The sequence below is a fragment of the Bacillus sp. FSL K6-1005 genome (assembly GCF_038000225.1).
GTDB classification, from domain to species: domain Bacteria; phylum Bacillota; class Bacilli; order Bacillales; family Bacillaceae; genus Bacillus; species Bacillus mojavensis.
This window is the reverse complement of record NZ_JBBOBP010000001.1, coordinates 503,443-530,250: the sequence shown is the minus strand read 5'-3', so window position 1 is coordinate 530,250 and position 26,808 is coordinate 503,443. Positions and strand designations below refer to the sequence as shown.

Genomic DNA, 26,808 nt, shown 5'->3' with positions numbered 1-26,808 from the left:
AAAGAAATGACTTAACAAATTTAATTTTCTAAAGGAAAAGAGGGTCAGTATGGATGAAAATCCAGAATTTGCAGCTATAGAACAGGCACGGGATCTTGTTATTGACTCCATTGCTGAAACAATGGATCTTTACGGAATTACCCGAAGTGTCGGGATATTATATGGAACGATGTACATGCGGGACGAGATGACGCTTGACGAAATGCGGGAGGAGCTGCAAATGAGCAAGCCCAGCATGAGTACAGGTGTCAAAAAGCTGCAGGATTTAAATGTCGTGAAAAAGACATTTCACCGAGGCATCCGCAAGCACACTTTTGTAGCCGAAAAAGATTTCTTTAAATTTTTCACAAATTTCTTTCCGCCAAAATGGGAACGGGAAGTTCAGGTGAATGTATCAGCAATTGAAGAGGCTCAGGCTGATTTACAAGAGGTATTGCAAAAGGAAACGCTCAGTGAGGAAATGAAGAATGAAGCGCAGCGTTTATACGAGCAGCTGGAAAGTTCTAAAGCCTACTACGATTGGCTGAAACGTCTTGCTGAATCAGTGCAGAGCGGAGAGATTTTTAAATTTATACCAATTGAAACAAAATAATCAAGAAACGTCTGGAAAACCGGACGTTTTTTTGTTTTTTCACTTTAATTACTACAAATTTTAAAAATACGGGAAAAACACCCCATTTACTTCCATTTTATTTGATGGTAATTTTATGTAGGTAAAATTTGTATTTGGCCTTTTAAGAGGAGGTGGAAAGCAGAGGCAGGCCTTTAATCTTTATCACTTATTAGGGGGAATTTTTGTTATGAAACGCAAGTTATTATCTTCTTTAGCTATCAGTGTATTAAGTCTCGGTTTACTCGTTTCTGCACCTTCAGCTTCATTTGCAGCTGAATCTAAGTCATCTTCTGCTCATACTGAGTCTACGATGAGAACTCAATCAACAGCTTCATTGTTTGCAACAATTACAGGAACGAGCAAAACAGAATGGTCTTTCTCTGATATCGAATTGACATACCGTCCAAACACGCTTCTCAGCCTTGGCGTAATGGAATTTACATTACCAAGCGGATTTACAGCTAATACAAAAGATACGATGAACGGAAATGCATTGCGCGAAACACAAATCCTCAATAACGGTAAAACAGTAAGAGTACCTCTGGCTCTTGATTTATTAGGCGCTGGTGAATTTAAGTTAAAACTGAATAACAAAACACTTCCTGCCGCTGGTACATATACTTTCCGTGCAGAAAACAAATCACTGAGCATCGGAAATAAATTTTACGCGGAAGCCAGCATCGATGTGGCTAAGCGCAGCACACCTCCGACTCAGCCATGCGGCTGTAAGTAATCCCAGAGGGCCGGCTTTGTGCCGGTCTTTTTTACGTTTATTGACTTCTTTCTCCCGCTTTTCCCTCTATTTCCAGCTATCTTTTCACTTGTTTTAAATTTAAATTGACAAACACTAGAAACAGGAGTAAATTCTTGAGTGTTCAATTTCATAAAGTCTCTTTTACCGCTTAATCAAAAACGAACGGGGAAACCAATGATTGGCTGTTTCACAAAACGGCCTTGGGGTGAATCTTACGTAGTAAGAAGGGGTACTCTGAATCCCTAATCCGACAGCTAACCTCGTAGGCGTATACAGAGAGGAGGTCTATTGTGACCATTCTTTGTAATGGTCTTTTTTACTTCAAAACGCTAATTTTATTAAGGGAGTCTTGAACATTGGGAAGAATAAAAAACAAGCAATTTGCTGTAATCGGGCTTGGACGGTTCGGGGGAAGCATTTGCAAAGAGCTTCACAGAATGGGCCATGAGGTCCTTGCCATTGATATTAATGAAGAAAAGGTCAATGCCTTCGCTTCCTACGCAACCCATGCGGTCATTGCCAATGCCACTGAAGAAAACGAATTGCTTTCACTGGGAATTCGTAATTTCGAATATGTCGTTGTTGCTATTGGGGCGAATATTCAAGCGAGCACGCTGACCACTTTGCTATTGAAAGAGCTTCACATTCCAAATATTTGGGTGAAGGCTCAAAATTATTATCACCATAAGGTGCTGGAAAAAATCGGCGCCGACCGCATTATTCATCCGGAAAAGGATATGGGCGTTAAAATCGCACAAAGTCTCTCTGATGAAAATGTCTTGAATTATATCGACTTATCCGATGATTACAGTATTGTTGAGCTGCTGGCAACACGAAAACTGAATTCCAAATCCATTCATGATCTGAATGTTAGAGCGAAATACGGATGTACCATCCTGGCAATTAAACATAATGGAGATGTTCGCCTTTCTCCTGCACCGGAAGAGATGATTTACGAACAAGACTGCCTGGTGATGATGGGTCATAAACTGGATATTAAACGCTTCGAAAACGAAGGGATGTAGACAAAGGTGAGACTTCATAAGGAAACTGTAATCAAGTGGGTTCGTTTTTCTCCCCCGCAAGTGCTTGCGATTGGTTTTTTTCTTACTATTATTATCGGCTCTCTTTTGTTAAAGCTCCCGATTTCTACTGCGAAGCCGTTGTCATGGATAGATGCTCTTTTTACAGCGGCTTCTGCCACAACTGTTACCGGGCTTGCAGTTGTTGACACTGGGACAGAATTTACGGTGTTCGGGCAAACTGTCATCATGGGTCTGATTCAAGTCGGCGGGCTTGGCTTTATGACATTTGCTGTTCTGATCGTCATGATTTTAGGAAAAAAAATCGGATTGAAAGAACGAATGCTGATCCGGGAGGCCTTAAACCAGCCGACAATCGGCGGCGTGATAGGCCTTGTCAAAGTCCTGTTTCTGTTTTCAATCAGTATCGAATTGATCGCCGCACTGATCTTATCCATCCGGCTTGTGCCCCAGTATGGCTGGGCGTCGGGATTGTTTGCCAGTCTGTTTCACGCGATATCCGCTTTTAACAATGCCGGTTTTTCTTTGTGGCCGGATAATTTAATGAGCTACGTTGGTGATCCTACAGTCAATCTTGTCATTACTTTCTTATTTATCACAGGGGGAATCGGGTTTACGGTGCTTTTTGACATCCTGAAAAATCGGCGTTTCAAAGCCTTTTCATTACATACGAAACTGATGCTTGCGGGAACGTTCATTTTAAATATTGCTGCTACGCTGATCATCTTTATTTTAGAGTACAGCAACCCCGGCACGCTTGGTTCCTTGCATTTACCAGATAAACTGTGGGCTTCGTATTTTCAGGCAGTGACGCCGAGAACCGCGGGCTTCAACTCTGTGGACTTTGGCAGCATGAGAGAAGGCACCATTGTATTTGTCCTGTTGTTGATGTTTATTGGAGCAGGAAGCGCCTCAACGGCGAGCGGTATTAAGCTCACTACTTTCATTGTGATTTTAATGTCTGTCATCGCTTATTTAAGAGGGCAGAAAGAAACTGTTATTTTCCGCCGGACCATAAAATATCCGATCATCATTAAGGCCTTAGCAGTCAGTGTTATCAGCTTGTTCATCGTCTTTATAGGCATTTTTGTCCTGACCATTACAGAACAAGCGCCGTTTATCCAGATTGTTTTTGAAACCTTTTCCGCCTTCGGAACGGTCGGACTGACAATGGGGCTGACTCCCGAACTGACAACAGCGGGGAAATGCATCATTATTGCGATTATGTTCATCGGAAGAATCGGTCCGTTGACGTTTGTTTTTTCATTTGCGAAAACAGAAAAATCAAATATTCGTTACCCTGACGGCGAGGTGTTTACTGGGTAATGTAAAAAATCCGGCATATTACATGCCGGATTTTTTATGATTCAATATGAGATTGATTTTGTCTTTTTTCCTGCTCCGCGATGATATCATTATCTTCCGCGTTATCACGCGTCACTTTTTGCGTAAGGATCGCGCCGACCGCAACAAGGATCATCACTGCAATGTAGTAGCCTTTTTCATTGAGTTCGAGATTATCAGCGTTATAGAGTCCGATACAAAACAAAAATACTCCCGCAAAAAAAGTGAAATAAGCTAATACAGTAAAGGCAACCGTGTTTCTCCGTCTATATTTCTGCACCTTTGTTCCCTCCTGAAGCATAGTTATTAAGTGATAACTTCCGTGGAATATTATACCTCAAATTCCCCTGAATGGAACAAAAAAATAAAAATACCAGGAAAAACGGCTCAGGTTGCTTCCTTTATTTCAACAGCTGAGTCATCAATCCAGCCGACCAGTTTATTATTGACTTGGAATTGGTACCATACGGACTGGCCTTTCTGTTTTTTAGATACAACTTTTATATCTTTACCAACGTAAGATTGCGCAGAGGTCAGCTTAATGGATTGTTCATCAGTAGAAGGCTTAGACCATACATCTTGAACGGCGCTGTCTTTGATGGCCCCTTTTAAATCCACAGCTTTCAGAGATGGATTCACCTCATCGTATTTATCTAAATCATACTTTTCCACAATGGCACTGATTTTGCCAGCATAGTCCGGGTCTGTGGCATAACCTGATGTTTGAAGAGCGCCTGCCGCTTCTTTATAATCCTCAGCTTCAAGCACCGGCTTATACTTCTTTTTATTCCACGATGTGCCTTGGACAAATAATTTGGCGTGATCATCCATTGATTCAAAAAACGTGCTGTATTTGCGGAATTTCGCGCGGATCGTTTTTCTTTCCCCTTTTTCAAATTCATCTGTTTCCATGGTGACGTGATGTCCTTTATAATTTCCTTTTACACCAAACAGGTTGTTGGCTTTAGAGGCAAGCTCGCTGTTTCCCCAGTCAGATTCGAGTATGGCCTGAGCAATCGTTATGCTGGGAAGAACATGATATTTTTCATATAAAATTTGAGCATGTCCGGAAAGGCTGTCAATAAATACTTGCTGTTCATCAATTTCTTCCGGTTCTTTGGCTGTTTCAATTGGCTTTGAAAGAGTTGTCGCTAAAACAAACAAGGCTAGCGGAATCGATACAACGAAAAATAGAGAGATCAAGAGTCTACGTTTTTTCAGTTTTTTACGGGCCATGAAAACCTTCCTTCGATTTAAAAGATTACGAGTATAAAGTATCTACCTTTAAGAATTTTACTTGTACTTCTAATATTTTTCAATTCTTTAGGGATAAAGTTTGAGAGAGAATACACAAAAAGCCTTCCCCATCAAGGGAAAGGCAGTGATTAAGAATCTATTTTTGTAAGACCGTGCTGTTTAAAATGTCTGAGCGCATCACGATATTCTTGATCATGTATGACTTTAGGAGATTTTACGGCAGCCTTTGTCAATCCATGTGCGGAAACAGCTGGTTTTCCTTTATCATGGGGCTTATGAGCCAGCTTGTGTCCCATCCCTGTGGCGTTCATACAAAACGATAAACAAACGAGCAGTACGCTCAGGATAAAAGAAATCAAAAAGAGATCATGATAGGCAGTCATCATCGCATCCTGCATGGATCCATTTTGTCTGGCAGCATCTTTTTTCGTGAAATAGCCGATCAGGATAGGCACACCCATATAGATAAACAATCTTAAAAACTGAACAGCTGTCATTCTTTTGACCAAATCAGGAAGCGGGCCGCCCATTGCGGCTCCCATTAGTCCTGCTGCGACCGTCAGACCGGTTCCTGCTGCCAGCATAATGAACAGCGCCGCAAACACATAGAGAGATGATTGATACTGCATATGAAGCCATTGAACATTCACAAAAACGAGAATGAGAGAACCTATAATCCCCAGTATCCCTGGTCCGACTTTATCATATAACAGAGCACTCGCAATAGCCGCGATGGCCACTCCGATCAATAGAGTCATGTTTAAAAGAATGAGATGATCTCGGGAAATATCATACATTTGACGAAGCAAGCCTTGAAAAGCTGCCAGGCTGACAGCTACCGTAATCGTTCCTGCCGCTATGATAAATAAACCGAGCACAGGTTTAGGCAGCAGCATCTGTTTAATAGAGATGAAAGGGTTTTTCACCTTATATTCTACAATGAACAGAATGATGAGCAAACATAAAGCAACCCCAAAACCAGCCCGCACATAACCTGATGACAAGCCCCATTTTTGCAGAAATATGAATGTAAACGCTGAAGCTGCAGCCACACATACAGATAAAATGATTCCTGCTCTGTCGAGTGATGACTGTTCCTTTTCTACTACCCCATGATGCTCATCATAGAGAAAGAAATAACTCACTGCGATGCCGATCAAAGACAGTGTGCCAAAGGTAAAAAACAGCCATCTCCAGTGGCCGTAGCTCAACGCGATCGTTCCTAAAATCGAACCGATAATAACAGAGCCATAGAACCCGCCGATAAGCACCAGTAATGCGTAATTCCGCCGTTCAATCGGAAATGACAGAACAAGCATCGGAATCATAATCATCAGCATGACACCTGTAGCCGCTCCCTGTAAAAAGCGTCCTGCCGCCATCCATGCAATATCGCTTGAAAATGCGAAGAGCAGTGAGCCAAGTATAAAAACGGGTAATGAAGCCAGATAGATCGGACGGGCGCCGAATTTTTTCCTTAGCAGCGGCCCTGCCGGAACTAATAAAGCGAAGGCCATATTGCCGATCAATATTGGATTTACAGATGTGAAGGCACTTGTTCCAACCGTCTTCTGAACAAGGCCTTGAACTGACGACAATGCCGTGTTAGACATCAATCCCGGCCCGACCGCTAAAACAGCGAGCAAAGAAATCACCCAATAGTGTTTTGTCTTCATGTTGTCATTCCTTCCTGTATGAATACATAAGAACACTTCTTTTTTTGAATACAAAAGAAGCTAATAGATTTTGGAATGCCATTAGCTTTTATTCTGGTTCTCTCCCTATCACGGGAAAAGATATGATTTTATGATAATATGTGAAAAAATGAGCATATACTCAAACATTATTCCAAATCGATTGTGTTTTGTCAATGGCGCATATTTCAAGCACAAAACAAAAGCCTGAACACCTTTTGCACGGTATCGTGACTTATGAGTCCCTGCTTGCTCCCTCAAGCGATTCAAAGTAGGCCGTTTTAAAAGCTCACCAGAAAACCCTTCCAGTCTGCGTCTTAGGTCATGACGGCACCTTTCAATTCACTGTTTTTATCAAAATTCCAACTAATAAACTCGAATAAGATGGACCGCACAATTTTCTTTGTTCACTAGGCGTTTGCCGCCTCTAAATTGCATATGGGTAAATACCATGAACTAATCTGCGAAATACCAATGCTAGTCAATTCTAAATGATCCGGGAGGTAAAAACGAATGGAACTGTATGAGTATATCGAAGAAATGTTTAGCGGCTTGAAAAATCCGTCGGTTAAAGATTTGGCAGCTTCTTTAAAACAAATTCCAAACGCGGCAGAATTGAGTCAACGATATATAAAGGAGCCAGACCAGTACGCTTACGGCCGAAATGCCATTTATAGAAACAATGAATTGGAAATGATCTTGATTCACATTCCCCCAAACAAGGAGACAGCAGTCCACGATCATGGCCAATCCATTGGTTGTGCAATGGTGTTAGAGGGAAAACTTCTCAATTCTATTTATCGCTCAACCGGCGATCATGCAGAACTCTCCAATTCATATTTTGTCCACAAAGGAGAATGTCTTATTTCAACGAAAGGGTTAATTCACAAAATGTCCAATCCTACTTCCGAACGGATGGTGTCTCTTCATGTGTACTCACCCCCTTTGGAAGACATGACGGTCTTTAAAGAACAAAGTGGTGTATTGGAAAATTCATGATTTACAGGTGAACTGCTTTACTTGATTAGTTGTTATCAGTCATTTTTCAAAACAAACCCAGGAGCCTAACGAAGGAAATACCTGACTTTATCGTTAGAGATGTATACGCCCCTTATATACTAAAAATGAAATGCTTCTGGGGATATTTGAATTTGGATCAACAGAAGAGTTCAGAATGAAACCTTTCCATTAAAAACAAAAAAACCCCTATAGAATAAGGGTTTACAGGTATGGAGCCAAGGGGGCTCGAACCCCTGACCTCTACGCTGCCAGCGTAGCGCTCTCCCAGCTGAGCTATGGCCCCGTATGTAACGTCATGTTTATTATAGATGATTTTTTTTTGAAAAACAAGCTGTTCCTTTCTAATTAACAGAAAAAAATAAGGCCCTTTCCAGAGCCTTATTTTTCGATTCACATCATAAACAAAAGCAAAATGACGCCGAGAATGATTCGGTAGATTGCAAACGGAACAAGTTTGATTTTGTTAATCAGTCTTAGGAAGAAACGGACCACAAACAGCGCGACAACAAAGGCACAGATAAAGCCGACGATAAAAAATGGCATCAAATCTGAGCTTAAGCTGTCCCAATGCTTCACTAGGCTTAAGGTGCTGGCTCCCATCATAATCGGCATTGCCATAATAAATGTGAAATCGGCTGCCGCACGGTGATTCAATCCGAGAATAACGCCGCCGGAAATGGTTGAGCCGGAGCGTGAGAAACCCGGCCAAAGGGCAAGACATTGGAATAAACCGACGCCGATGGCCTGCTTATATGAAATACGGTCTAGGGTGTCTGTCGTTTCTTTCCGTTTATTAATCCAATCGGCCGCAAGCATTAAAACTGCCCCGGCAATGAGGCCGATGGCCACGGTGCGGACTGAAAATAAATATTCATCAATATAATCCTCAAACAAAAAGCCGAGAACCGCGGCAGGCACAAGCCCTACTGCGATTTGGGCAATGCTTAATTTGTGACCATGCTCTTGGTCACTCGTGATATTTTTTTTCAAGCCAAGCAAATTTAAAATCCTGTCTTTAAACACGATAGCAACCGCTAAAATAGAGCCAAGCTGAATGACAACTTTAAATGAGTTGGCAGCTTCCTCAGACATGAGACTGCCTGATTTAAGCCAGATATCGTCCACTATAATCATATGTCCTGTCGAAGAAACCGGCGCGTACTCTGTTAATCCTTCTACGATTCCTAAAATGGCAGCTACAAACAATTCCCATAGAGTCATGATTTTAATTCTCCCCATTAGACATTTATTTTTTACATAACGGGAGCCTTCCATAAATGGAAAGCCCGTCTTATATAACTATAAATGAAATTTATGCTTTATGACTCTTTGCATTTTCATTTTTTTCTTCATCGTATAGATGCGACTGCATTTTAAACCAGTCAAATAAATGTGTCGTAATGACTTTGGTAACCGCATAACCCGGAATGGCAAGAATAATTCCAATAACACCAAACAGCTTGCCGGCAGTTAACAGCAGAAAAATAATGGTGATTGGGTGGATATGAAGGTTTTTCCCCATAATTTGCGGGGAGATCAGTTTCCCTTCAATAAGCTGAACAATCGTCCAAACGATCACGAGCTTGAGCAGCATCAGAGGCGATGTCACAATAGCGATAATAATCGCAGGCGTAATGGCGATTGTCGGTCCTAAATACGGCACGATGCTTGTACAAGCCGCAATAACGGCAAGTAATGAAGCGTAATCCAGTCCGATGATCAAATAGCCGATAAACAGCAAAAATCCAATGCAGAAGCTGACAATGACCTGTCCTCTGATATAAGAACTCAGCCGATGATTCATTTCGCTTAATACCGTGTATGTTTGTTCTTTTAATTGTGTCGGTACAAACTTCAGTATGTAGATCGGCAATTTCTTTCCGTCCTTTAACAGATAGAAAAGAATAAATGGAACTGTCACGATCGAAATGATAATCTCAGTTAGGGCGCCGATAAAATTCCCAACGCCGGTAAAGGTGCTGTTTACAATCGTCGCTGCCTGATCTGACACCTTTGTCGCGAGATCAGATATATTAATGTTCATCGTTTGCTGCGCCTGATTCACAAAGTTACTTCCGATCAGCTCTTTTGTCTGATTCTCAACAACATCCACATATCTCGGGATGTTGTCAATCAAGCTCATAATTTGTTCTTTTAAAAAGGGGATGATGGATACAATCGTAATCGTGATCAGCCCGATAATCAACAGATATAACAGCACAATGGAATAGACTCTTCTGATTCTTCTTCTCTCAAGGAAATCAACGACAGGGTTTAACAGATAGAAAACAATGCCTGTTAAAATAATCGGAAGCGATATCGTTTTGAGCAGAACAATGATCGGGGTGAAAATAAATGATGTTTTTGTAAATACGAGAATATTTAAACCAATCAGCAGCAGCACAAGCAGAAATAGAACAAACTTGTTGTCCAAGAAGAATCGCTTGAATCTGCCGCTCCATGTTTGCAACGTCTCCACTATCGTTCCTCCGTCATACATAGTTTAAGTAAATTGTACACTATCGTACCTATAATGAAAAATAAAAACCGCTAATTGCTGGAAAAACTTCCTTATCTAAAAAAATATGATGTAATCTATCATGTGGGTTACTCCTTTTTAAGCTATAATTTAGCTATATCATACAAAAGGAGCGATATGCGTGATACGATTTGCAATAGTAGGAACCAACTGGATTACAGACCGCTTTCTAGAAGCAGCTTCAGAAATTGAAGATTTTCATCTTACAGCCGTTTATTCAAGAACGCCTGAGCGCGCTGCTGAGTTTGCTGCTCGGCATGGGGCTGCACATGCCTTCTCAGATCTCCAGAAAATGGCGGCAAGCGATGACTTTGATGCTGTATATCTCGCCAGCCCGAATGCTCTTCACAAGGAGCAGGCGATCCTCTTTATGAATCATGGCAAACATGTGCTATGCGAGAAACCGCTTGCTTCAAATGCCAGAGAAACAGAAGAGATGATTTCAGCCGCTAAAGCGAATGGAGTTGTCCTCATGGAAGCAATGAAGACCACATTCCTGCCTAATTTTAAAGAGCTGAAAAAACACTTCCATAAAATCGGCTCAATCCGCAGATTTACCGCAAGCTACTGTCAGTACTCTTCAAGATATGATGCGTATAGAAACGGAACTGTTTTGAACGCGTTTCAGCCTGAGCTGTCTAACGGCTCATTGATGGATATCGGCATCTATTGTATTTACCCTGCCGTTGTGCTGTTTGGAGAGCCGAAAGCCGTGAAAGCGAACGGCTACACTTTATCTTCCGGCGTTGATGGAGAAGGCACCGTCATTCTCTCATATGACGGGTTTGAGGCCGTACTGATGCATTCTAAAATCTCAACTTCCTACGCGCCTGCTGAAATCCAAGGAGAGGACGGGACAATTGTGTTGGATACGATCCATCGTCCTGAACGAGTGGAAATTCGCTATCGCGACGGCCGTCTGGAAAACATTTCGCTCTCTGATCCTAAACCGGCAATGTTTTACGAAGCGGCTGAATTTGTTTCACTCGTGAAAGAGAAGAAGCAGGAATCTGAAGAAAATACATATGAACGCTCCTTGATCACTGCGAAAATCATGGAAGAAGCAAGAAAACAAATGGGGATTGTCTACCCTGCTGATCAAGCCTAAAAAACCGCCCGCGGCATGTTGCACGCGGGCGGTTTTTTTAAATAATCGGTGAGGATGCCTGCCTTTTGAAAAGCACGTTTTGTTCATATTCTTTGATATCATTGAGCCAAGCCTCTTTTACCGGCACTCCCATTTGCTCACAGTAATAATCCCAGATGGCACCGAAAGGATAGGTTTTAAATTCCTCCATCAGCGCCAGCCTTTCTGTAAAGCGCCCCTCTTCTTGCAATTGTTTTAAATGGTCATTCGGGAGAAGCAAAGCGTACATTAAAGCTTTTATCATATTTCTCGTTCCAATAGTCCAGGCAGCGACACGGTTAATGCTGGCATCGAAAAAGTCCAGACCGATGGCGACTTTCTCTAATGCCTGATTACGGACGATTTCAAGGGCGATTTCTCTCAATTCATCGTCTAACATCACGACATGGTCACTGTCCCAGCGAACGGGCCGGGATACGTGCAAGGCAAGTTTGTCTGTGTAAAGCAGCATCGCCGAGATCTTGTTTGATACCGTTTCTGTCGGGTGGAAATGTCCCGTATCGAGCAAGCATAACTTATGGTTCGTTAAAGCATAGGCTAAATAAAACTCATGAGACCCGACGACATATGATTCTGATCCAAGTCCGAACAGCTTGCTCTCGACCGAATCAACATTGTAATCTTCACTGATTTCCTCGCGGAATATCCGATCCAATGATTCTTTTAATCTTTTGCGCGGCGTCAGCCTGTCACTCGGAATATCCTTATAGCCGTCCGGAATCCAAATATTCGTCAAGCAAGGCGTGCCTAATTCTTTGCCGAAATACGCTCCGATGCGGCGGCACGCGATGCAGTGATGAATCCAAAACTCCCGGATGGAGGGATCAGGGTGTGCGAGTGTAAGCCCGTCATCCGCTTTCTCATGTGAAAACAGTGTCGGATTGAAATCTAATCCGATACCAAGACCCTTCGCCCACTTCACCCAATTTTCAAAGTGATGCGGCTTCAGCTGATCACGTTCTACAACTTCTCCGTTTGTTTCTGCGTATATTGCGTGCAGGTTGACCCGATGCTTTCCCGGGATGAGAGATAGCGCTTTCTCCAGATCTCTTCTTAGTTCTTCCGGGGTTTGCGCTTTTCCGGGATAATTGCCTGTCACGTCAATTCCGCCGGAAAGCTCACCCTTATTAACTTCAAACCCTTCAATGTCGTCACCTTGCCAGCAGTGGATTGAGATCGGAACTTGCTGCAATTGCCTGAACACAGCTTCAACATCAATTCCCCATTTTTCATATTCTTGTTTTGCGCTGTCATAATTCGCTTTTATCGTCATACGGCTCTCTCCCTTTTATTCGAAATAAAAGACTTCCTTCAGATCGATTGAAACGGGACTGTCATCGGCGTTTGTTTTCATTAATGGCGCCATTGATTTCCACCATCTGCGGCACACCTCTGTGTCCGCCATCTTCTTCCACTTTTCCTCATCCTCTATCTCTAAATAAGCAAATAACCGGCCTGTCTCTTCGTCTAAAAAAATAGAATAGTGATGCGCCCCATGGGCTTTAAGCACTTCTGCCATTTCTGGCCAAATGTCATCATGCCGCTGTTTGTATTCCTTGAATTTATCTTTATGAACGAACATGATACTCGCTTTTCTTTTCAAGCTGATCACCTCTTTTCATTTAGATAGCGCTTTCAAAACAGTTTGATGATAGGACTGAATGATGGCGCTTCTGTCAGTATCTTTAGGCAGAAACACTTTAATGGGAAAGGAGTTCCTGACGATCTTGCGGGCCTGGTTTACGTCCTTTATTTCTTTGGCGGCAATCATTTGCATCAGCAGATTTCCGATGGCTGTCGCCTCAGCAGGTCCGGCGTATACCGTTTTTCCGCTCATATCAGCGGTTAATTGATTTAAGAAGTCGTTTTGGGCGCCTCCTCCGATAATATGAAGCTGTTGAATGTTTTTCCCTGTAATGGTTTCTAGTTCTGAGATGGCTATCGCATAGATGATGGCTAAATTGCTGTAGATACAGCAGGCAAGCTCGCCTGCTGTGTGAGGAATCTGTTGGAAGGTTTCTCTGCAATAATGTTGTATTTCCTTTATCATGTCATCCGGATTCAGAAAACGATCATCATTTAAGTTGATAAACTGCTGAAACGGTTTTGTTTTTCCGGCTTCTTCTGCCAGTTGCTGAAAATTGTAATCTTCTCGTAATTGTCTTCGAATTTCTTGTATCACCCACATGCCAATGATGTTTTTCAAGAAACGAATGGTGTTGTTTGCGCCGCGTTCATTTGTATAATTGTTTTTTAATGCGAGTTTATTTATAATCGGCGTTTCGTTCTCCATTCCGATTAGCGACCATGTTCCGCTGCTGATATACGCCCAATCATTGTTTATACCTGGTGCGGCGAGGACAGCTGAAGCAGTATCATGCGTTGCGACGGTAATCACCCTGCAAGCCGGCAGATCATAGGCTGGAAACCATTCATTTCTTATCATGCCGAGCTCCTGTCCCGGTTCAGTCAGCGGCGGAAATTGCTGTGCCTTAACAGACACGGCTTTGAGCAATTCGGGATCAAACTTTCCTGTTGAGGGGTTTAAGAGCTGTGTCGTGGACACATTTGTGATTTCTGCTGCTGCTTTGCCGGTTAAGCAATAGCCTAAATAATCCGGCACCATTAAAATCTGCGCTGTTTTTCTCAGCAGCTCTTGGTCTTCTTCATATAATTGATAGATCGTGTTAAAAGGCAGAAATTGAATGCCTGTTTTTTGATAGATTGTTTCTTTTGATACCGTTTGCGTAAGCTTTTCCATTGTGTTCTCTGTTCTTTTATCCCGGTATGATATGACTTCTCGTAAGCGGCTGCCTTTCTCATCCAGCAAGACGTAATCAACGGCCCATGTATCAATGCCGACGGTGCAGCAGTCATAGCCAAGGGCTTTCACCTTTTGCAGCCCTTGCAGGATTTGCTCTAACAAGTGATCAATATCCCAATAGCAATGTCCGTTTCTTTGCATGAAGCCGTTTGCGAATCGGTGAATCTCTTGTACCGCAAGCTTTCCTTCCTGGAGTTCGCCTATGATGACTCTCCCGCTTGATGCCCCTATATCAACAGCAGCATATATCATCCTTTCACCCTTTCTTTAGGAAGGGGGACGGCTGTCACTTTCACATTCTTTTCTTCAAGGGCTTTTACCGATACCGGATCAAGTCCAGAATCAGTAATGATGCAGCTGACATCTCGCAAAGAGGCGATATGTGAAAACTCGCGGTTCCCCCATTTGCTTGAATCGGCCATCAGAATGGTCTGGTCAGACCTTTCAATCATCCGTATTTTGAGCAGTGCCTGCCACTCATTTGAGTCGCTCATTCCATGTTCCATATCAAACCCTTGGCAGGACAGAAAGGTTTTATTTACATGATAGGTTTCAAGTGAACGCTCAGCTAACGGTCCCGCAAATGATAATGATTTTGTCAGCAAGATACCGCCGGTTGAAATAACTGATATCTTTTGTTTTTTGCTCAGTTCAATGGCTGCCTTCATTGAGTTTGTAATGACGGTGAGCTCAATATCAGGGAGTATTTTCGCCATGTACCATGCAGTGGTGCTTGCATCGAGAATGATTCGGTCACCGCTTTTTACATATTTGGCCGCTTCATGAGCAATGGCTTTTTTCTCTTTTACATTTGTAATTTCACGTTCAGAAAAATGAATTTCTGACTCCTGCTGCTGAATGCTGACCGCACCCCCATGGCTGCGGCTCAGCTTATGCTCTTTCTCAAGCTTCTCAAGATCACGCCGAATCGTTTCTTCTGTGACAGAAAATATGTCACTCAGTTCGGATACGCGGATGCTTAAACGCTTATTCACTAGTTCAACTATTTTTTTCTGCCGTTCTGCTACTAACATCGGTAACGTCCTTCCTCAATAATATCCGTCTTGTGGTTCCCATATCATAGCATACTTCTAACGCGTAAAAGCTGCCGGGACGCCGCCGTCTACTGTAACCATACATCCTGTCGTCTTTTCGGCTTTAGAAGAAGCCAGGAACGCGATTGATTCGGCAATATCCTGCGGGTAAATATTAACCAAAAGCGTCGTGCGTTTCCGATAATGTTCCTCTAGCTGATCTGGCTCTATTCCATATGCCGCAGCCCGTTCCTCCCGCCAGCTTGATCCCCAAATGGCTGAGCCTTGGAGAACCGCGTCAGGCAAAACTGAGTTTACTCGAATGCCGTATTCTCCTCCTTCTGCCGCAATACATCGTGCCAGATGGGTTTCAAGCGCTTTTACCGAACTGTAGGCTGAAGCGTTTTTTCCCGCATAGACTGCGTTTTTTGATCCTACAAACACCATGCTTCCGCCTATGTTTTGCTGTTTCATTTGCTTAAACGCTTCGCGGGCCACGAGGAAATAGCCTGTTCCCAATACATTGATATTGAGATTCCATTCTTTTAGACTAGTTTCGTCAAAAGGGCTTGATGTTGCCAGCCCGGCATTATTAACGACAATGTCAATTCCGCCGTAGGTAAGCGCTGCTTGTTCAAAGGCAGACTGTACCTCTTCTTCGTTTGTCACATCCATTTTGACAGCCATTGCGCGTCCTTCTCCGTACGTTTCGTTTATTTCCTCGGCAATTTTTTGTGCGCCTTCTATATTCAAGTCAGCCGCAATTACGTGTCCGCCTTCAGCGGCAAAGCGTCGGCAGGCTGCACTTCCGATTCCGCCGGCTCCACCTGTTACCAATGCTACTTTTCGAGAAAATTCTGCTTCCGGCGGGGCCAGCGTGAGTTTATATAATTCCAGCGGCCAGTATTCAACATGATAGGATTCATTTTCGTTTAGTGAAACAAATTGTCCGAGTGAGGTAGAGCCTTTCATTACAGCAATAGCTCTCTGATATAAAGCACCGCTTACTTTTGACATGGCAAGGCTTTTTCCCGTATTGACCATTCCAATGCCAGGAATCAAGATGACACGCGGCGCTGATTCAAAGATTTGATCGCCTTCCTGCTGATTGCGTGCAAAGTAAGCTTGATACTCTGCTTTGAAGCGCTCGATCCCTGACTTCAGCAGATCCTCCAGCTCCTGTGCATCTTGCGTTTCCGGATTCCATTCAATGTACAGCGGGACACGCTTTGTATGAACGAGGTGATCCGGACACGCAGCGCCGATTTGAGAAAGCTCCGGCGCTTGCACGCTGTTTACAAATTCTAATACCTCTTCATGATCGTCATAGGAGAGGATCATTTGCTTTTCATCGCTTACAGCTCCTCGGATAACTGGCATGATACCCGCCAGAATTTGTTTCCGCTTATATGCTGGCAGTGACTCGTATCGCCTTCCGCCGAATCGCTGTTTTTGGTTGATGCGTTCATGAATGTACTGCTCGGCTTCTTGAATAATGGAGATCGTTTTCTCATAACACTTCTCTGACGTATCTCCCCAAGTGACTAAGCCGTGTTTTTCCATTAAGACAAGCTCAGCATTTGGATTGTTTGCCACGCCGTCTGCGATCATTTTAGACAGAGTAAATCCCGGGCGAACGTATGGCACCCACACAAACCGGCTGCCGTAAATGTCTTCGGCAATTTGTTTTCCATTATCAGCGCAGCAAATGCTGATAATCGCATCCGGATGGGTATGGTCAACATGATTGTATGGCAAAAATGCGTGTAAGAGTGTTTCAATGGAAGGGCGGGGATGTTTGCTGTCTATCATACAATGAGACAAGTAATCTACCATTTCTTCATCAGACATCTGATCTCTTTCGATCAGGGGACGGATGTCATCTAATCTCAGACCGGTAAAGTTATGCGCTTTCATTGTTGCCAAGTCTGAGCCGCTTCCTTTTACCCACATCACTTCTATTTCGCGGCCTCTGAAATCCTTCTCCGTTGTTTTCATCGACGTATTGCCGCCGCCCCAGTTGCATACAGTGCGGTCTGCTCCGATTAAATTGGACCGATACACCAATTCTTCAACACCCTTTGATAGCTGGGCGGCATGTTCTGAATCCCATACATGTTTCACCATTTTCATCTTCCTCCGTCCCTTTTACTTGTATCCGCTTTCATTATATATCATGTTTGTTTGTTTTTGAATACCTTTTGTTTATTTTTGTTTTTATTAAGAAACAAAAAAGAAAGCAGCAAAGATATGCCGCTTTCTTTTTCTATTAAGATTCAATTTTAAATTTTTTCGTAATGTCTTGAAGTTCTTCCGCCATGTTCGCCAATGTTTCAGCTGAAGAGCTGATTTCCTCCATAGACGCAAGCTGTTCTTCCGCCGAAGCCGCGATATCTTGAATACCCGCTGAGCTTTCTTTCGCTACTTCGGAAATTTCCTCAACCGCACTTGATACTTCCTGTGATCCGACTGACAGCTGTTCAACCGTTGCATTCAGATTTTGCAATTCACCGGATATTTGCGATGTCATCTCGTAGATTTGCTTAAAGCTTTCAGCTGTTTGGTCTGTAATTTGCAAGCCTTCTTTAACTTCATGATTCACGGATTGGAACATAGAGAGTGATGTGCTGATTTCTCTGACAATCTCTTGAATTAATCCTTCAATTTCCTTCGCAGAATGTGCTGATTGCACAGCAAGTTTTCTGACCTCTTCTGCTACAACAGAGAAACCTCTGCCGTATTCTCCGGCTCTGGCTGCCTCAATTGCTGCATTTAGAGCCAACAAGTTCGTTTGATCTGCAATGCCGTTAATGACATTTAAGATGCTGGTAATGTCCTGAGATTTTGTTTCAAGCCCTTTGACAACCGCTTCCGCTTTTTGTACGGATTCATCGATTGTCTTCATTTGACCGACTGTGTGCTCTACCAGTTTTTCTCCGCTTCCGGCTGCCTCAGAGGACTGGATCGAAGACTTCGTAATGGTTGATGAAGCCTGAGCCACTTTTGATATGCCATGGTTCATTTGAGAAAGATGATCTGAGCTTGTTTCCAATTTCTCACTTTGCGCCTCGTTGCCATTTGAAAACTGTTCGATTGCCAGCGTAATGTGTTCAGTCGCCTTACTCGTTTGGGCTGCACTTGCCGTCAGTTCTTCGGAAGATGATGCCACATTTTCTACAGACGTTTGAATAACACCGATGACAGAACGCAATGATTCAGACATTTCGTTAAAGCTTTCTCCTAGCTGGCCAAACTCATTTTTCGACTGAATATCAATCACTTCCGTTAAATCTCCGCTGCTGATTTTCGCAGAGGTTGAAACCAATTTTCTTAACGGTTTGGTGATGGCGCGTATAATAAAGAGAATGAGTATGCCGCCGATAACAATGGACACACATAGAATGATAACGGCAGTGTTCAGTACCGGACTTGAAGCATCTTGCAATTCACTGACAAAGTACGTACCCGCAATTTTCCATCCCGTCAGTTTATTTGTCGTAAATGCCATTTTCTTTTCTTTGCCTTCGAAGGTATATTCAAATGAGCCGTCTGCTTTGGAATATACCTCTTTTGTCCAGTCGCCGGATCCAGTTGTTCCAGGCTTAATCGTCGGATGGGCGATATATTTTTTATCGCCTGATGTAATAAATGCAAAGCCGTTTGTACCGATTTTTATTCTCTGTGAAGCTGCCAGCACTTCATCCAGATTTAAATCAAGCGCTATGACCCCTGATCCATCTTTTAATTGTTTGGAAATCGTAACCACGATATCTCCTGTCGCTTCGTCAGTATACGGGTCTGAAAAAACAGCCTGTCCTTTTTTCGCAACGGCTTGTTTGTACCAATCACGTTCTGTCGGATCGAAACCTTTAGGAACGCCGCTTTCCGGATATTTGTAGAGCTTTTTATTTTCTGAAGCCGCATAGATTGCTCCTACATCGGCATTTAGTGTCGTGTACTGCTTAAATTTTTCATTCAGTAAGGTTTTGTTTTTGCCTTGCAATATGTCTTTATCAATCGTCTCACTGTAATAATCAATAGCTTTTACTTTATGATTCAATTTGTTTTCAAGTGTGCTGTTGAGTTCTTCAACGTTTCCTATTGCACTATTCGTAAGTTCCCTGTCCAGCGCGTTCCAAGCTGATTGATAACTGAAATATGCTAATACCCCAATCGGCAAAATAAGCACTGTCAGAAACGCAGCGATAAGCGGTTTGCTGATTGATGGCTGTTTGATCCAATGTATGAATTTTCCCATTCTCGATAATTCCTCCTTTAAGCTAAAAATAATATCGTCAAGCTAGGACAAAAGCTTTAATAAAAAAACTAAAAAAAACACCCAGGTGCAGAAGCCTGGGTGTTTCGACTAATTATTCGATTTTGAATCGTTTTGTCATATCGCGAAGCTCTTCAGCCATGCTTGAAAGTGTTTCTGCTGATGAGCTGATTTCTTCCATAGAAGCAAGCTGCTCTTCGGCTGATGCCGCGATATCTTGAATGTGGGCTGAGCTCTCTTTTGAAATCGATGCAATATGCTCAGACGCTCCCGATACCTCTTCAGAGCTGGCAGAAAGCTGCTGCACCGTGGCACTCATGTTTTGCAGTTCTCCGGCTATCTGGTTTGTCATTTCAGAGATTCGTTTAAAGCTTGTCTCTGTTTGATCTGTGATGTCAAGGCCTGTTTGCACCTCTTGGTTTACAGACTGGAACATGCCGAGAGATGTGTTGATTTCTTTCACAATTTCAATGATGAGTGCTTCAATTTCTTTAGCTGAATCAGCGGACTGTACAGCCAGTTTTCTGACTTCTTCCGCTACGACGGAGAAGCCGCGCCCGTATTCGCCTGCGCGCGCCGCTTCAATGGCAGCGTTTAATGCAAGCAGGTTCGTCTGGTCAGCAATACCGTTAATCACGCGCAGAATGTTTGTGATGTCTTTTGATTTGGTTTCCAATCCGCGAACAACTTGTTCCGCCTCTTTTACGGACTTGTCTATCACGTTCATTTGGCCGACAGTCTGATGAACAAGCTGTCCGCCCGCACTCGCGATTTCTGTCGATTGAACAGATGAATCTGTAATGACTTCAGAGGCTTGAGCCATATTCGTCAATCCGTCATTCATCTGATAAATATGCTCTGCCGCTGTTTCGATGTTTTCATTTTGTTTTTCATTGCCATTTGAAAATTGTTCAATCGCCAATGTGATATGCTCGGTCGCCTTGCTTGTTTGCGCGGCTGATGCCGTCAATTCCTCAGAGGAAGCGGCAACATTGTCTACCGAATCCTGAATGGCGTGTATGAGAGAGCGAAGTGAAGACGCCATATTGTTAAAGCTTTTGCCCAGTTCGCCCAGTTCATCTTTTGAACGGATATCAATCGTTTCCGTTAAATCTCCTTCACTGATCCGTTTTGAAGATCCAACAAGCTGTTTCAGCGGCGTCGTGATCGATCGAATAACCAATGTCATTATGATGATACCGACGAGAATGGCTGCAATCAGGACAATTGTTGCGAGGTGAAGTACAGGCTTAGCCGCATCATGAATCTCGTCCAGATACATCGTTCCGCCTATCTTCCATCCCGTTAGCTTGTTCGTATCAAAGGCCATTTTTTTCTTATCGCCGTTCATGCTGTATTGAAAATCGCCTTTATCGGCAGACAGCATCTGTTCAAGCCAGTCGCCTTTCAATTCGGTTCCTGAAGTCTCATTAGGATGCGCAACGACCTTTTTGTCTTTCGTCATAATAAAAGCATAGCCTTCTTTGCCGATGTTCACTTGTTTCGTCGTTTTCAGCAGGTTATCAATCGTCATGTTGATTGCGATAACGCCTGATCCGTCTTTTGTCTGCTGGGCAATTGTCACAACCATTGTGTTCGTAGATGCTGTTTTGTATGGATCTGTTATGACGACTTTGCCATTATTGGCAACCGCTTTTTTGTACCAGTCCCGTTCAACGGGATTATAATCGCTTGGCATCGGCAGATCTGGGTAACGGGTAAAGCGCCCGTCTTTGTCACTTGTGTAAATAGATTCTACGTCTTTATTAATTTTAATATATTGTGAGAATTTCTCTTCAATGCTGGCATTGCTCTTTGCTTTATATTTCTTTTGTGTCAGCCATTCGCTGAAGTATTCGGCGCTGTTTTCTTTTTCTCCGATGCTGGTGTTAATGATTTCGTTTAGTTGCTGTACATTTTCTAATGCGCTTCCCATCATTTGTCTGTCGAGCGAGCTGCTGGCAGATCCATAAGCAATCGCCGCTAATATGGCAACCGGTATGATGAGAATCGATAGAAAGGAAACAAGAAGCTTCCGTGTAATAGATCTCTGTTTGATAAGTTGGAGTATTTTTTTCATCAGTTCATTTCTCCTTTTTTATGCTACCCTTCATATCGGCTGAAAATGGGTAAATATATACATTAAAAAAGGAGAAATTCAAGAAAACTAACTAAATCCCTATTAAAAAATAGTAATTTAGACCTATTAATCATCCAATTTAAATCGTTTTGTCAAATCTCGCAGCTCTTCAGACATTTTTTCAAGCGTCTGTGCCGATGAGCTGATTTCTTCCATGGAGGCAAGTTGCTCCTCGGCTGAAGCGGCGATATCTTGAATGCCGTCCGAACTTGCTTTAGAGATAGCGGCGATATCTATAGAAGCAGCGGATATTTCCTGAGAACCCGCCGACAGCTGTTCAACCGTCGCATTCATGTTTTGCAGTTCTGCGGCAATTTGATTCGTCATTTTTGATATATGGTTAAAGCTTTGTTTTGTTTCGTCTGTCATGACCAGGCCTGTTTCCACTTCTTTATTCACAGATTGAAGCACGTTTAATGATGTATGGATCTCTTTTACGATTTCGCTGATCAGCGATTCAATTTCCTTAGCTGAATCTGCCGACTGTACCGCAAGTTTTCTCACTTCTTCAGCGACCACAGAAAAGCCTCGTCCGTACTCGCCTGCTCTTGCCGCTTCAATGGCGGCATTTAATGCTAAAAGATTGGTTTGATCTGCGATGCCGTTGATAACACGTAAAATATTTGTGATATCCTTTGATTTAATTTCCAGGCCTTTGACCACTTGCTCCGCTTCTTTCACAGAATGATCAATCGTATTCATTTGGCCGGCTGTTCTCTGAACGAGTGTTTCCCCTGCGCTTGACACTTCGGTGGAATCTGCAGAGGTTTCTGTAATGACTGCCGCCGCCCGAGCCAGCTCTGCCAGTCCGTCGTTCATTTCGTTAATTTGTTCTGTTGTTGTCTCGATTCTGTCGCTCTGGTTTTCGCTTCCGTTTGAAAATTGTTCGATTGCCTTTGTAATGTGTTCAGTGGCCTTGCTTGTCTGATCTGCGGAAGCTGTCAGCTCTTCTGACGATGAGGCGACATGTTCTACAGAATCTTTGATGCCGTAGATCAGCGAACGGAGAGAGTGCGCCATATTGTTGAAGCTTTGGCTCAGAACCCCGAGTTCGTCTTTTGATGTGATTTCTATCGTTTCTGTTAAATCGCCTTTACTGATTTTTTCAGCTGACGCAACGATGCGTTTCAAAGGCCTTGTAATCGACCGAATGACAAAATAGGTCGCCGTGATTCCGGCTGCAATGGCAATGGCCAGAACAACTGATGCCATAACAAGAACCTTGCTTGCGGCATCATGGATCTCGTCAGCAAACATCGTGCCGCTAATTTTCCAGCCTGTTGTTTCGCTTGTGGCGAACGCCATTTTCTTCTTCTTTCCTTTGTGCGTATATTCAAAGTCACCACTTTTGTCTTTGTAAAGTTTGTCTATCCACTCCCCTTCTAACTGCGTTCCCGCTTTTTCACCGGAGTAGGCGATGACTTCTTTATTTTGGCTGAGGATAAAGGCATAGCCTTCTTTGCCAATACTGATTTCTTTTGCGGTTTCCACAAGGTCATCGATTTTCATATCCATGGCGACAACGCCTGATCCGTCCTTTGTCTGGCGTGCAATGGTGACAACCATTTTTCCTGATGAAATGGATTCGTAAGGTTCGGTCACAATTGTCTTTCCTTTATTAGCCATGGCTTCTGTGTACCAGTCACGTTCTAAAGCATTAAAGTCACTCGGCATGTCTGCGTGGGGATAGCGTGTGAATGTCCCGTCTTTACTGCTTGAAAACACCGCAGCGACATTGTCATTCATTTGAATAAATTGTTTAAATTCTTGTTTGAGTTCCGTTTTTTTCTTGTCTTTCAACTTGTCTGCTGTCGCCCAGTCGCTGAAAAACGCGAGGCTTTTTTCAGTCGTTTTGATCTTACCGTCAATAATGTTATCTAATATTTGAACGTTTTCCTTTGCGCTTTGCGTCATCTGTATGTCAAGAGATGCAACGGCTGATTGATAAGCGCTTACCGATAGTGCCGCAATGGGGACAATTAAGATCAGCAGGAAAGAAATAATGAGTCTCCTGGCAATTGATGATCTGCGAATGGTGGTGAGTGTTTTTTTCATTCCTCTTGAACCTTCTTTCAATAATTTACAAATTATATCGGCTGATATTCCTTTATCTTACATTGAAAATGAAGGAAAAAATGAAAAATAGTTCTAAACTCACCGTTTTAGACAGGTCTTTTTTATTATTTCTTATACAAAAAACAGCGCTTCATACGCGCTGTTTTTTGCTCTTATTCAATTTTAAATTTTTTTGTCAGATCACGAAGCTCTTCTGCCATCTGCGCCAGGGTCGTGGCTGATGAACTGATTTCTTCCATAGAAGCAAGCTGCTCCTCGGCCGATGCGGCAATGTCTTGAATGCTTGCCGAGCTTTCTCTTGAAACATCGGCAATTCCGCTCACCGCTGCCGATACATGCTCTGATCGGCCTGACAGCTGTTCTACGGTTGTATTCATCGTCTGCAATTTGTCTGCAATCTCATTTGTCATGGTGAAAATACTTTGGAAGCTTTCCTTTGTATTGTCTGTGACAACCAGTCCCGATTGCACTTCTTGATTAACGGCTTTAAACATGTGAAGAGAAGTTTCGATTTCTGCTACGATCTCCTGGATTAGTTTCTCGATTTCTTTAGATGAGTCTGCAGATTGAACGGCCAGTTTACGCACTTCCTCCGCTACAACAGAGAAGCCTCTCCCTGATTCCCCGGCCCGCGCCGCTTCAATGGCTGCATTTAATGCCAGCAGGTTTGTTTGGTCAGCAATCCCGTTGATGACTCGTAAAATACTCGTGATATCTTTTGATTTTCCTTCTAAGCCTTTCACCACTGCTTCAGCCTGCTGAACAGACTCATTAATTGAATTCATCTGCCCGACTGTCTGCTGGACAAACTTCTCGCCTGTACCCGCGATTTCCGTTGATTGAATAGATGCCTTCGTAATGTCTGATGATGTTTGTGAGACTTGCTGGAGCCCTTCATTCATCATGTTCAGCTGATGAGAGCTGGATTCCACTTTTTCGCTTTGCTCTTCGTTTCCGTTTGAGAACTGCTCAATTGCCATTGTGATATGCTCCGTCGCCTTGCTCGTTTGTCCGGCGGATGCAGTCAGCTGTTCGGATGATGCGGCAACATTATTAACCGAGTCTTGAATGGCGCTGATAAGCGAACGCAAGGATTGTCCCATTTCGTTGAAGCTTTCGCCAAGCTCTCCCAGTTCATCTTTCGACCGGATTTCGATGGTTTCTGTCAAATCCCCGCTGCTAATCATTTTTGATGACTGAACCAGACGTTTTAACGGTTTTGTGATCGAACCAACGATAAACAGGATTAATATTCCGCCTATAAGTATTGAAGCAATCAGCACAATCATGCCTGTTGTGAGAACAGATTTTGAGGCATCTTTGATTTCACTCATATACATGGTGCCGGCAATTTTCCAGCCAGTCAGCTGATTTGTCGTATACGTCATCTTTTTATCTTCATGATTCAGGGTATACTGCAGCTCGCCGCTGTCCTTGTCATACATTTTGGCAACCCAGTCGCCTGACAGCTTTTCACCAGCCTTATGGTTTTGATGGGCGACATATGTTTTGTTTTTCGTGGCGATGAAAACATAGCCCTCTTTTCCGACTTTAATCTGTTTCATCTGTTCCAACAGCTTATCAATTGTGATATCCATGGCAACGACACCTGAACCATCCTTCAATTCCTGAGCAATCGTTATGACCATGCTTCCGTCATTGGCTGCCACATAAGGATCGGTCACTATGATGTCACCGCCGGCTTTCATAGCATCCTGGTACCAAGCTCGTTTTCTCGGATCGTAGCCATCCGGCAATTTTTCTTTCGGTGCCTGTACATATGTGCCGTTTTCTGCCCCAGCGTAGATTCTGGCTACGTCTTGGTTAATAGAAACATATTGCGAAAACTTGGCTTTAAGCTCTTCCTGTTTGGATTTTCCTTTAAACGCAGAGCTTTTCAGTGATTCACTGAAAAAGCTGATGCCTTTCGCTTTTGCTCCTAAATCATTTGTAACTGTTGTATTAAATGAATCGACACTATTTTTCGCATTTCCCATGATTTCCTGATCCAGTTTTCCGCTTGCTGAGCGGTAAGAACTGAACTCCAATATAAGAATCGGAATAATTAAAATCACAACAAATGAAATCATTAGCTTTCTAGAAATTGACGGTTTTGTGAGCCAATTGATAAAAGTCTTCATATCCAGTTTCTCCTTCAGGTTTGATACACTATATATCGGCTGCTTTAAAAAGTTTTTAAAATCAGACGCAAGAAATTTCCTTTCCGGCTTTTTCTCTGTTTTTTAACTTTCATTGCCCGAGCCTTGTGCATAGTTTATAAAAAACAAGGGGGGCTTCAGATGATTATTATATCCGGACAATGGCTCCGTCCCCAAGACATTGAAAACTGGCAAATTGACAAGAACCTGAACCCGCTGCTAAAAGAATTGATTGAAACACCCGTTCAGTTTGATTATCATTCGATCGCTGAACTGATGTTTGAGCTTCATTTGCGCATGAATATCGTTGAATCGGCAAAAGCGCTGCATAAAAGCGGAGCGAAGTTCGCCACCTTTGTAAAAACATACGGGAATACAGCGTATTGGCGGGTTTCACCGGAAGGGGCTCTGGAGCTTAAGTATAAAATGCCGCCTTCAAAGGCGATTCGGGATATTGTAGAAAACGGCCCGTTTTACGCGTTTGAATGCGCGACGGCAATTGTTGTGATTTATTACTTGGCTTTGCTTAAAACCATCGGAGAAGAAAAATTCGACGCAGCCTTTGACAGAATTATTTTGTATGACTGGCATTATGAGAAATTGCCGATATATACAGAAACGGGACATCACTTTTTTCTTGGAGACTGTTTGTATTTTAAAAATCCTGAATTTGATCCGCAGAAAGCGCAGTGGAGAGGCGAAAATGTGATTTTATTAGAAAAGGACAAATATTTCGCTCACGGCTTGGGGATTTTAAACGCTCAGCAAATTATTGATAAGCTGAATTCCTTCAGAAGAAAAGGAGCCGTACAGTCCGCTTATCTCCTTTCACAAGCGACCAGGCTTGATATTCCGTCTCTCTATCCCATCACCCGCTAAAAACCCCAC

Annotated in this window: 21 protein-coding genes, 1 tRNA gene and 1 riboswitch; of the genes, 7 read left to right on the top strand and 15 right to left on the bottom strand. The window is 43.0% G+C overall.

The features are described 5' to 3' along the window. Nucleotides 1–49 precede the first annotated feature (49 nt). The 4 genes from cudC (at nucleotide 50) to NST16_RS02580 (ending at nucleotide 3,736) form a co-directional block, all read left to right on the top strand. On the top strand, nucleotides 50–592 hold the full coding sequence (gene cudC / locus NST16_RS02595; protein WP_010331622.1) for a choline uptake/conversion transcriptional regulator CudC: 543 nt from the start codon (nucleotides 50–52) through the stop codon (nucleotides 590–592). Nucleotides 593–800: 208 nt separating this feature from the next. Then, nucleotides 801–1,346, top strand: a complete 546-nt coding sequence (bslA, locus tag NST16_RS02590) for a biofilm surface layer hydrophobin BslA (RefSeq protein WP_268447305.1) — start codon at nucleotides 801–803, stop codon at nucleotides 1,344–1,346. Nucleotides 1,347–1,502: 156 nt separating this feature from the next. After that, a riboswitch (cyclic di-AMP (ydaO/yuaA leader) is annotated at nucleotides 1,503–1,652 on the top strand. 71 nt (nucleotides 1,653–1,723) lie between these two features. Further along, nucleotides 1,724–2,392: a potassium channel family protein gene (locus tag NST16_RS02585; RefSeq protein WP_340883775.1), complete on the top strand. Its 669-nt coding sequence runs from the start codon at nucleotides 1,724–1,726 to the stop codon at nucleotides 2,390–2,392. A gap of 6 nt (nucleotides 2,393–2,398) precedes the next feature. Then, nucleotides 2,399–3,736: a TrkH family potassium uptake protein gene (locus NST16_RS02580; RefSeq protein ID WP_340883773.1), complete on the top strand. Its 1,338-nt coding sequence runs from the start codon at nucleotides 2,399–2,401 to the stop codon at nucleotides 3,734–3,736. A 34-nt stretch (nucleotides 3,737–3,770) separates the two neighbouring features. On the opposite strand, the gene NST16_RS02575 is transcribed toward NST16_RS02580, so the two are convergent. The 3 genes from NST16_RS02575 to NST16_RS02565 all read right to left on the bottom strand — a co-directional run bounded on the left by NST16_RS02575 (nucleotide 3,771) and on the right by NST16_RS02565 (nucleotide 6,687). Further along, nucleotides 3,771–4,034 (bottom strand): YiaA/YiaB family inner membrane protein, encoded by a 264-nt coding sequence (locus NST16_RS02575; RefSeq protein ID WP_010331626.1) that lies wholly within the window; start codon nucleotides 4,032–4,034, stop codon nucleotides 3,771–3,773. Nucleotides 4,035–4,141: 107 nt separating this feature from the next. Next, the gene (locus NST16_RS02570; protein ID WP_010331627.1) at nucleotides 4,142–4,990 is read right to left on the bottom strand and encodes a glucosaminidase domain-containing protein; all 849 of its coding nucleotides are present in this window, start codon (nucleotides 4,988–4,990) and stop codon (nucleotides 4,142–4,144) included. Nucleotides 4,991–5,139: 149 nt separating this feature from the next. Beyond that, nucleotides 5,140–6,687 carry an MFS transporter gene (locus NST16_RS02565; protein ID WP_340883771.1) on the bottom strand — a complete coding sequence of 516 codons (1,548 nt, stop codon included), beginning with the start codon at nucleotides 6,685–6,687 and terminating at the stop codon, nucleotides 5,140–5,142. A gap of 531 nt (nucleotides 6,688–7,218) precedes the next feature. Between NST16_RS02565 and NST16_RS02560 the strand changes: the two genes are divergently transcribed. Continuing rightward, nucleotides 7,219–7,704 carry a cysteine dioxygenase gene (locus NST16_RS02560; RefSeq protein WP_268504732.1) on the top strand — a complete coding sequence of 162 codons (486 nt, stop codon included), beginning with the start codon at nucleotides 7,219–7,221 and terminating at the stop codon, nucleotides 7,702–7,704. 231 nt (nucleotides 7,705–7,935) lie between these two features. Here the strand turns inward: NST16_RS02560 and NST16_RS02555 are convergent. The 3 genes from NST16_RS02555 to NST16_RS02545 all read right to left on the bottom strand — a co-directional run bounded on the left by NST16_RS02555 (nucleotide 7,936) and on the right by NST16_RS02545 (nucleotide 10,204). Beyond that, nucleotides 7,936–8,008 (bottom strand) — tRNA-Ala (locus NST16_RS02555). 107 nt (nucleotides 8,009–8,115) lie between these two features. After that, entirely contained in the window at nucleotides 8,116–8,946 is an 831-nt protein-coding gene (locus tag NST16_RS02550; protein WP_010331630.1) for an undecaprenyl-diphosphate phosphatase, read from the bottom strand. A 91-nt stretch (nucleotides 8,947–9,037) separates the two neighbouring features. Continuing rightward, nucleotides 9,038–10,204, bottom strand: a complete 1,167-nt coding sequence (locus tag NST16_RS02545; protein WP_010331631.1) for an AI-2E family transporter — start codon at nucleotides 10,202–10,204, stop codon at nucleotides 9,038–9,040. A gap of 181 nt (nucleotides 10,205–10,385) precedes the next feature. Between NST16_RS02545 and NST16_RS02540 the strand changes: the two genes are divergently transcribed. Next, nucleotides 10,386–11,372 (top strand): Gfo/Idh/MocA family protein, encoded by a 987-nt coding sequence (locus tag NST16_RS02540; protein ID WP_268448483.1) that lies wholly within the window; start codon nucleotides 10,386–10,388, stop codon nucleotides 11,370–11,372. A 37-nt stretch (nucleotides 11,373–11,409) separates the two neighbouring features. Here NST16_RS02540 and rhaA read toward each other — a convergent pair whose 3' ends face one another. The 9 genes from rhaA to tlpB (NST16_RS02495) form a co-directional block, all read right to left on the bottom strand. Continuing rightward, nucleotides 11,410–12,684, bottom strand: a complete 1,275-nt coding sequence (rhaA, locus tag NST16_RS02535; RefSeq protein ID WP_286058061.1) for an L-rhamnose isomerase — start codon at nucleotides 12,682–12,684, stop codon at nucleotides 11,410–11,412. A gap of 15 nt (nucleotides 12,685–12,699) precedes the next feature. Then, nucleotides 12,700–13,014, bottom strand: a complete 315-nt coding sequence (gene rhaM / locus NST16_RS02530) for an L-rhamnose mutarotase (protein WP_268447298.1) — start codon at nucleotides 13,012–13,014, stop codon at nucleotides 12,700–12,702. Nucleotides 13,015–13,029: 15 nt separating this feature from the next. Next, entirely contained in the window at nucleotides 13,030–14,487 is a 1,458-nt protein-coding gene (gene rhaB, locus NST16_RS02525) for a rhamnulokinase (RefSeq protein ID WP_340883770.1), read from the bottom strand. Beyond that, a complete protein-coding gene (locus NST16_RS02520; RefSeq protein WP_340883768.1) occupies nucleotides 14,484–15,269 on the bottom strand; it encodes a DeoR/GlpR family DNA-binding transcription regulator in 786 nt (261 codons plus the stop codon). The genes rhaB and NST16_RS02520 overlap by 4 nt, the downstream gene beginning before the upstream one ends. Nucleotides 15,270–15,326: 57 nt before the next feature. After that, nucleotides 15,327–17,396, bottom strand: coding sequence for a bifunctional aldolase/short-chain dehydrogenase (locus NST16_RS02515; RefSeq protein WP_340883766.1), 2,070 nt, complete (start codon nucleotides 17,394–17,396; stop codon nucleotides 15,327–15,329). 142 nt (nucleotides 17,397–17,538) lie between these two features. Next, complete coding sequence (tlpB, locus tag NST16_RS02510) at nucleotides 17,539–19,527, bottom strand: methyl-accepting chemotaxis protein TlpB (protein ID WP_326192704.1); 1,989 nt, start codon at nucleotides 19,525–19,527, stop codon at nucleotides 17,539–17,541. A 112-nt stretch (nucleotides 19,528–19,639) separates the two neighbouring features. After that, the gene (gene mcpA, locus NST16_RS02505; protein WP_340883763.1) at nucleotides 19,640–21,625 is read right to left on the bottom strand and encodes a methyl-accepting chemotaxis protein; all 1,986 of its coding nucleotides are present in this window, start codon (nucleotides 21,623–21,625) and stop codon (nucleotides 19,640–19,642) included. Between the two features lie 126 nt (nucleotides 21,626–21,751). Continuing rightward, nucleotides 21,752–23,740, bottom strand: a complete 1,989-nt coding sequence (tlpB, locus tag NST16_RS02500) for a methyl-accepting chemotaxis protein TlpB (protein ID WP_340883762.1) — start codon at nucleotides 23,738–23,740, stop codon at nucleotides 21,752–21,754. A gap of 173 nt (nucleotides 23,741–23,913) precedes the next feature. Continuing rightward, nucleotides 23,914–25,902: a methyl-accepting chemotaxis protein TlpB gene (tlpB, locus tag NST16_RS02495; protein WP_268448473.1), complete on the bottom strand. Its 1,989-nt coding sequence runs from the start codon at nucleotides 25,900–25,902 to the stop codon at nucleotides 23,914–23,916. Nucleotides 25,903–26,061: 159 nt separating this feature from the next. On the opposite strand from tlpB (NST16_RS02495), the gene NST16_RS02490 reads away from it, so the two are divergent. Beyond that, nucleotides 26,062–26,799 (top strand): protein-glutamine gamma-glutamyltransferase, encoded by a 738-nt coding sequence (locus tag NST16_RS02490; protein WP_010331642.1) that lies wholly within the window; start codon nucleotides 26,062–26,064, stop codon nucleotides 26,797–26,799. Nucleotides 26,800–26,808 lie beyond the last annotated feature (9 nt).

Excerpts from the sequence above, each read along its gene's own strand:
- tlpB (WP_326192704.1), bottom strand. The coding sequence starts at position 19,527 with ATGGGAAAATTCATACATTGGATCAAACAGCCATCAATCAGCAAACCG.
- NST16_RS02550 (WP_010331630.1), bottom strand. The coding sequence starts at position 8,946 with ATGACTCTATGGGAATTGTTTGTAGCTGCCATTTTAGGAATCGTAGAA.
- NST16_RS02490 (WP_010331642.1), top strand. The coding sequence starts at position 26,062 with ATGATTATTATATCCGGACAATGGCTCCGTCCCCAAGACATTGAAAAC.
- mcpA (WP_340883763.1), bottom strand. The coding sequence starts at position 21,625 with ATGAAAAAAATACTCCAACTTATCAAACAGAGATCTATTACACGGAAG.
- NST16_RS02520 (WP_340883768.1), bottom strand. The coding sequence starts at position 15,269 with ATGTTAGTAGCAGAACGGCAGAAAAAAATAGTTGAACTAGTGAATAAG.
- NST16_RS02560 (WP_268504732.1), top strand. The coding sequence starts at position 7,219 with ATGGAACTGTATGAGTATATCGAAGAAATGTTTAGCGGCTTGAAAAAT.
- NST16_RS02570 (WP_010331627.1), bottom strand. The coding sequence starts at position 4,990 with ATGGCCCGTAAAAAACTGAAAAAACGTAGACTCTTGATCTCTCTATTT.
- tlpB (WP_340883762.1), bottom strand. The coding sequence starts at position 23,740 with ATGAAAAAAACACTCACCACCATTCGCAGATCATCAATTGCCAGGAGA.
- bslA (WP_268447305.1), top strand. The coding sequence starts at position 801 with ATGAAACGCAAGTTATTATCTTCTTTAGCTATCAGTGTATTAAGTCTC.
- tlpB (WP_268448473.1), bottom strand. The coding sequence starts at position 25,902 with ATGAAGACTTTTATCAATTGGCTCACAAAACCGTCAATTTCTAGAAAG.
- cudC (WP_010331622.1), top strand. The coding sequence starts at position 50 with ATGGATGAAAATCCAGAATTTGCAGCTATAGAACAGGCACGGGATCTT.
- NST16_RS02565 (WP_340883771.1), bottom strand. The coding sequence starts at position 6,687 with ATGAAGACAAAACACTATTGGGTGATTTCTTTGCTCGCTGTTTTAGCG.
- NST16_RS02515 (WP_340883766.1), bottom strand. The coding sequence starts at position 17,396 with ATGGTGAAACATGTATGGGATTCAGAACATGCCGCCCAGCTATCAAAG.
- rhaA (WP_286058061.1), bottom strand. The coding sequence starts at position 12,684 with ATGACGATAAAAGCGAATTATGACAGCGCAAAACAAGAATATGAAAAA.
- rhaB (WP_340883770.1), bottom strand. The coding sequence starts at position 14,487 with ATGATATATGCTGCTGTTGATATAGGGGCATCAAGCGGGAGAGTCATC.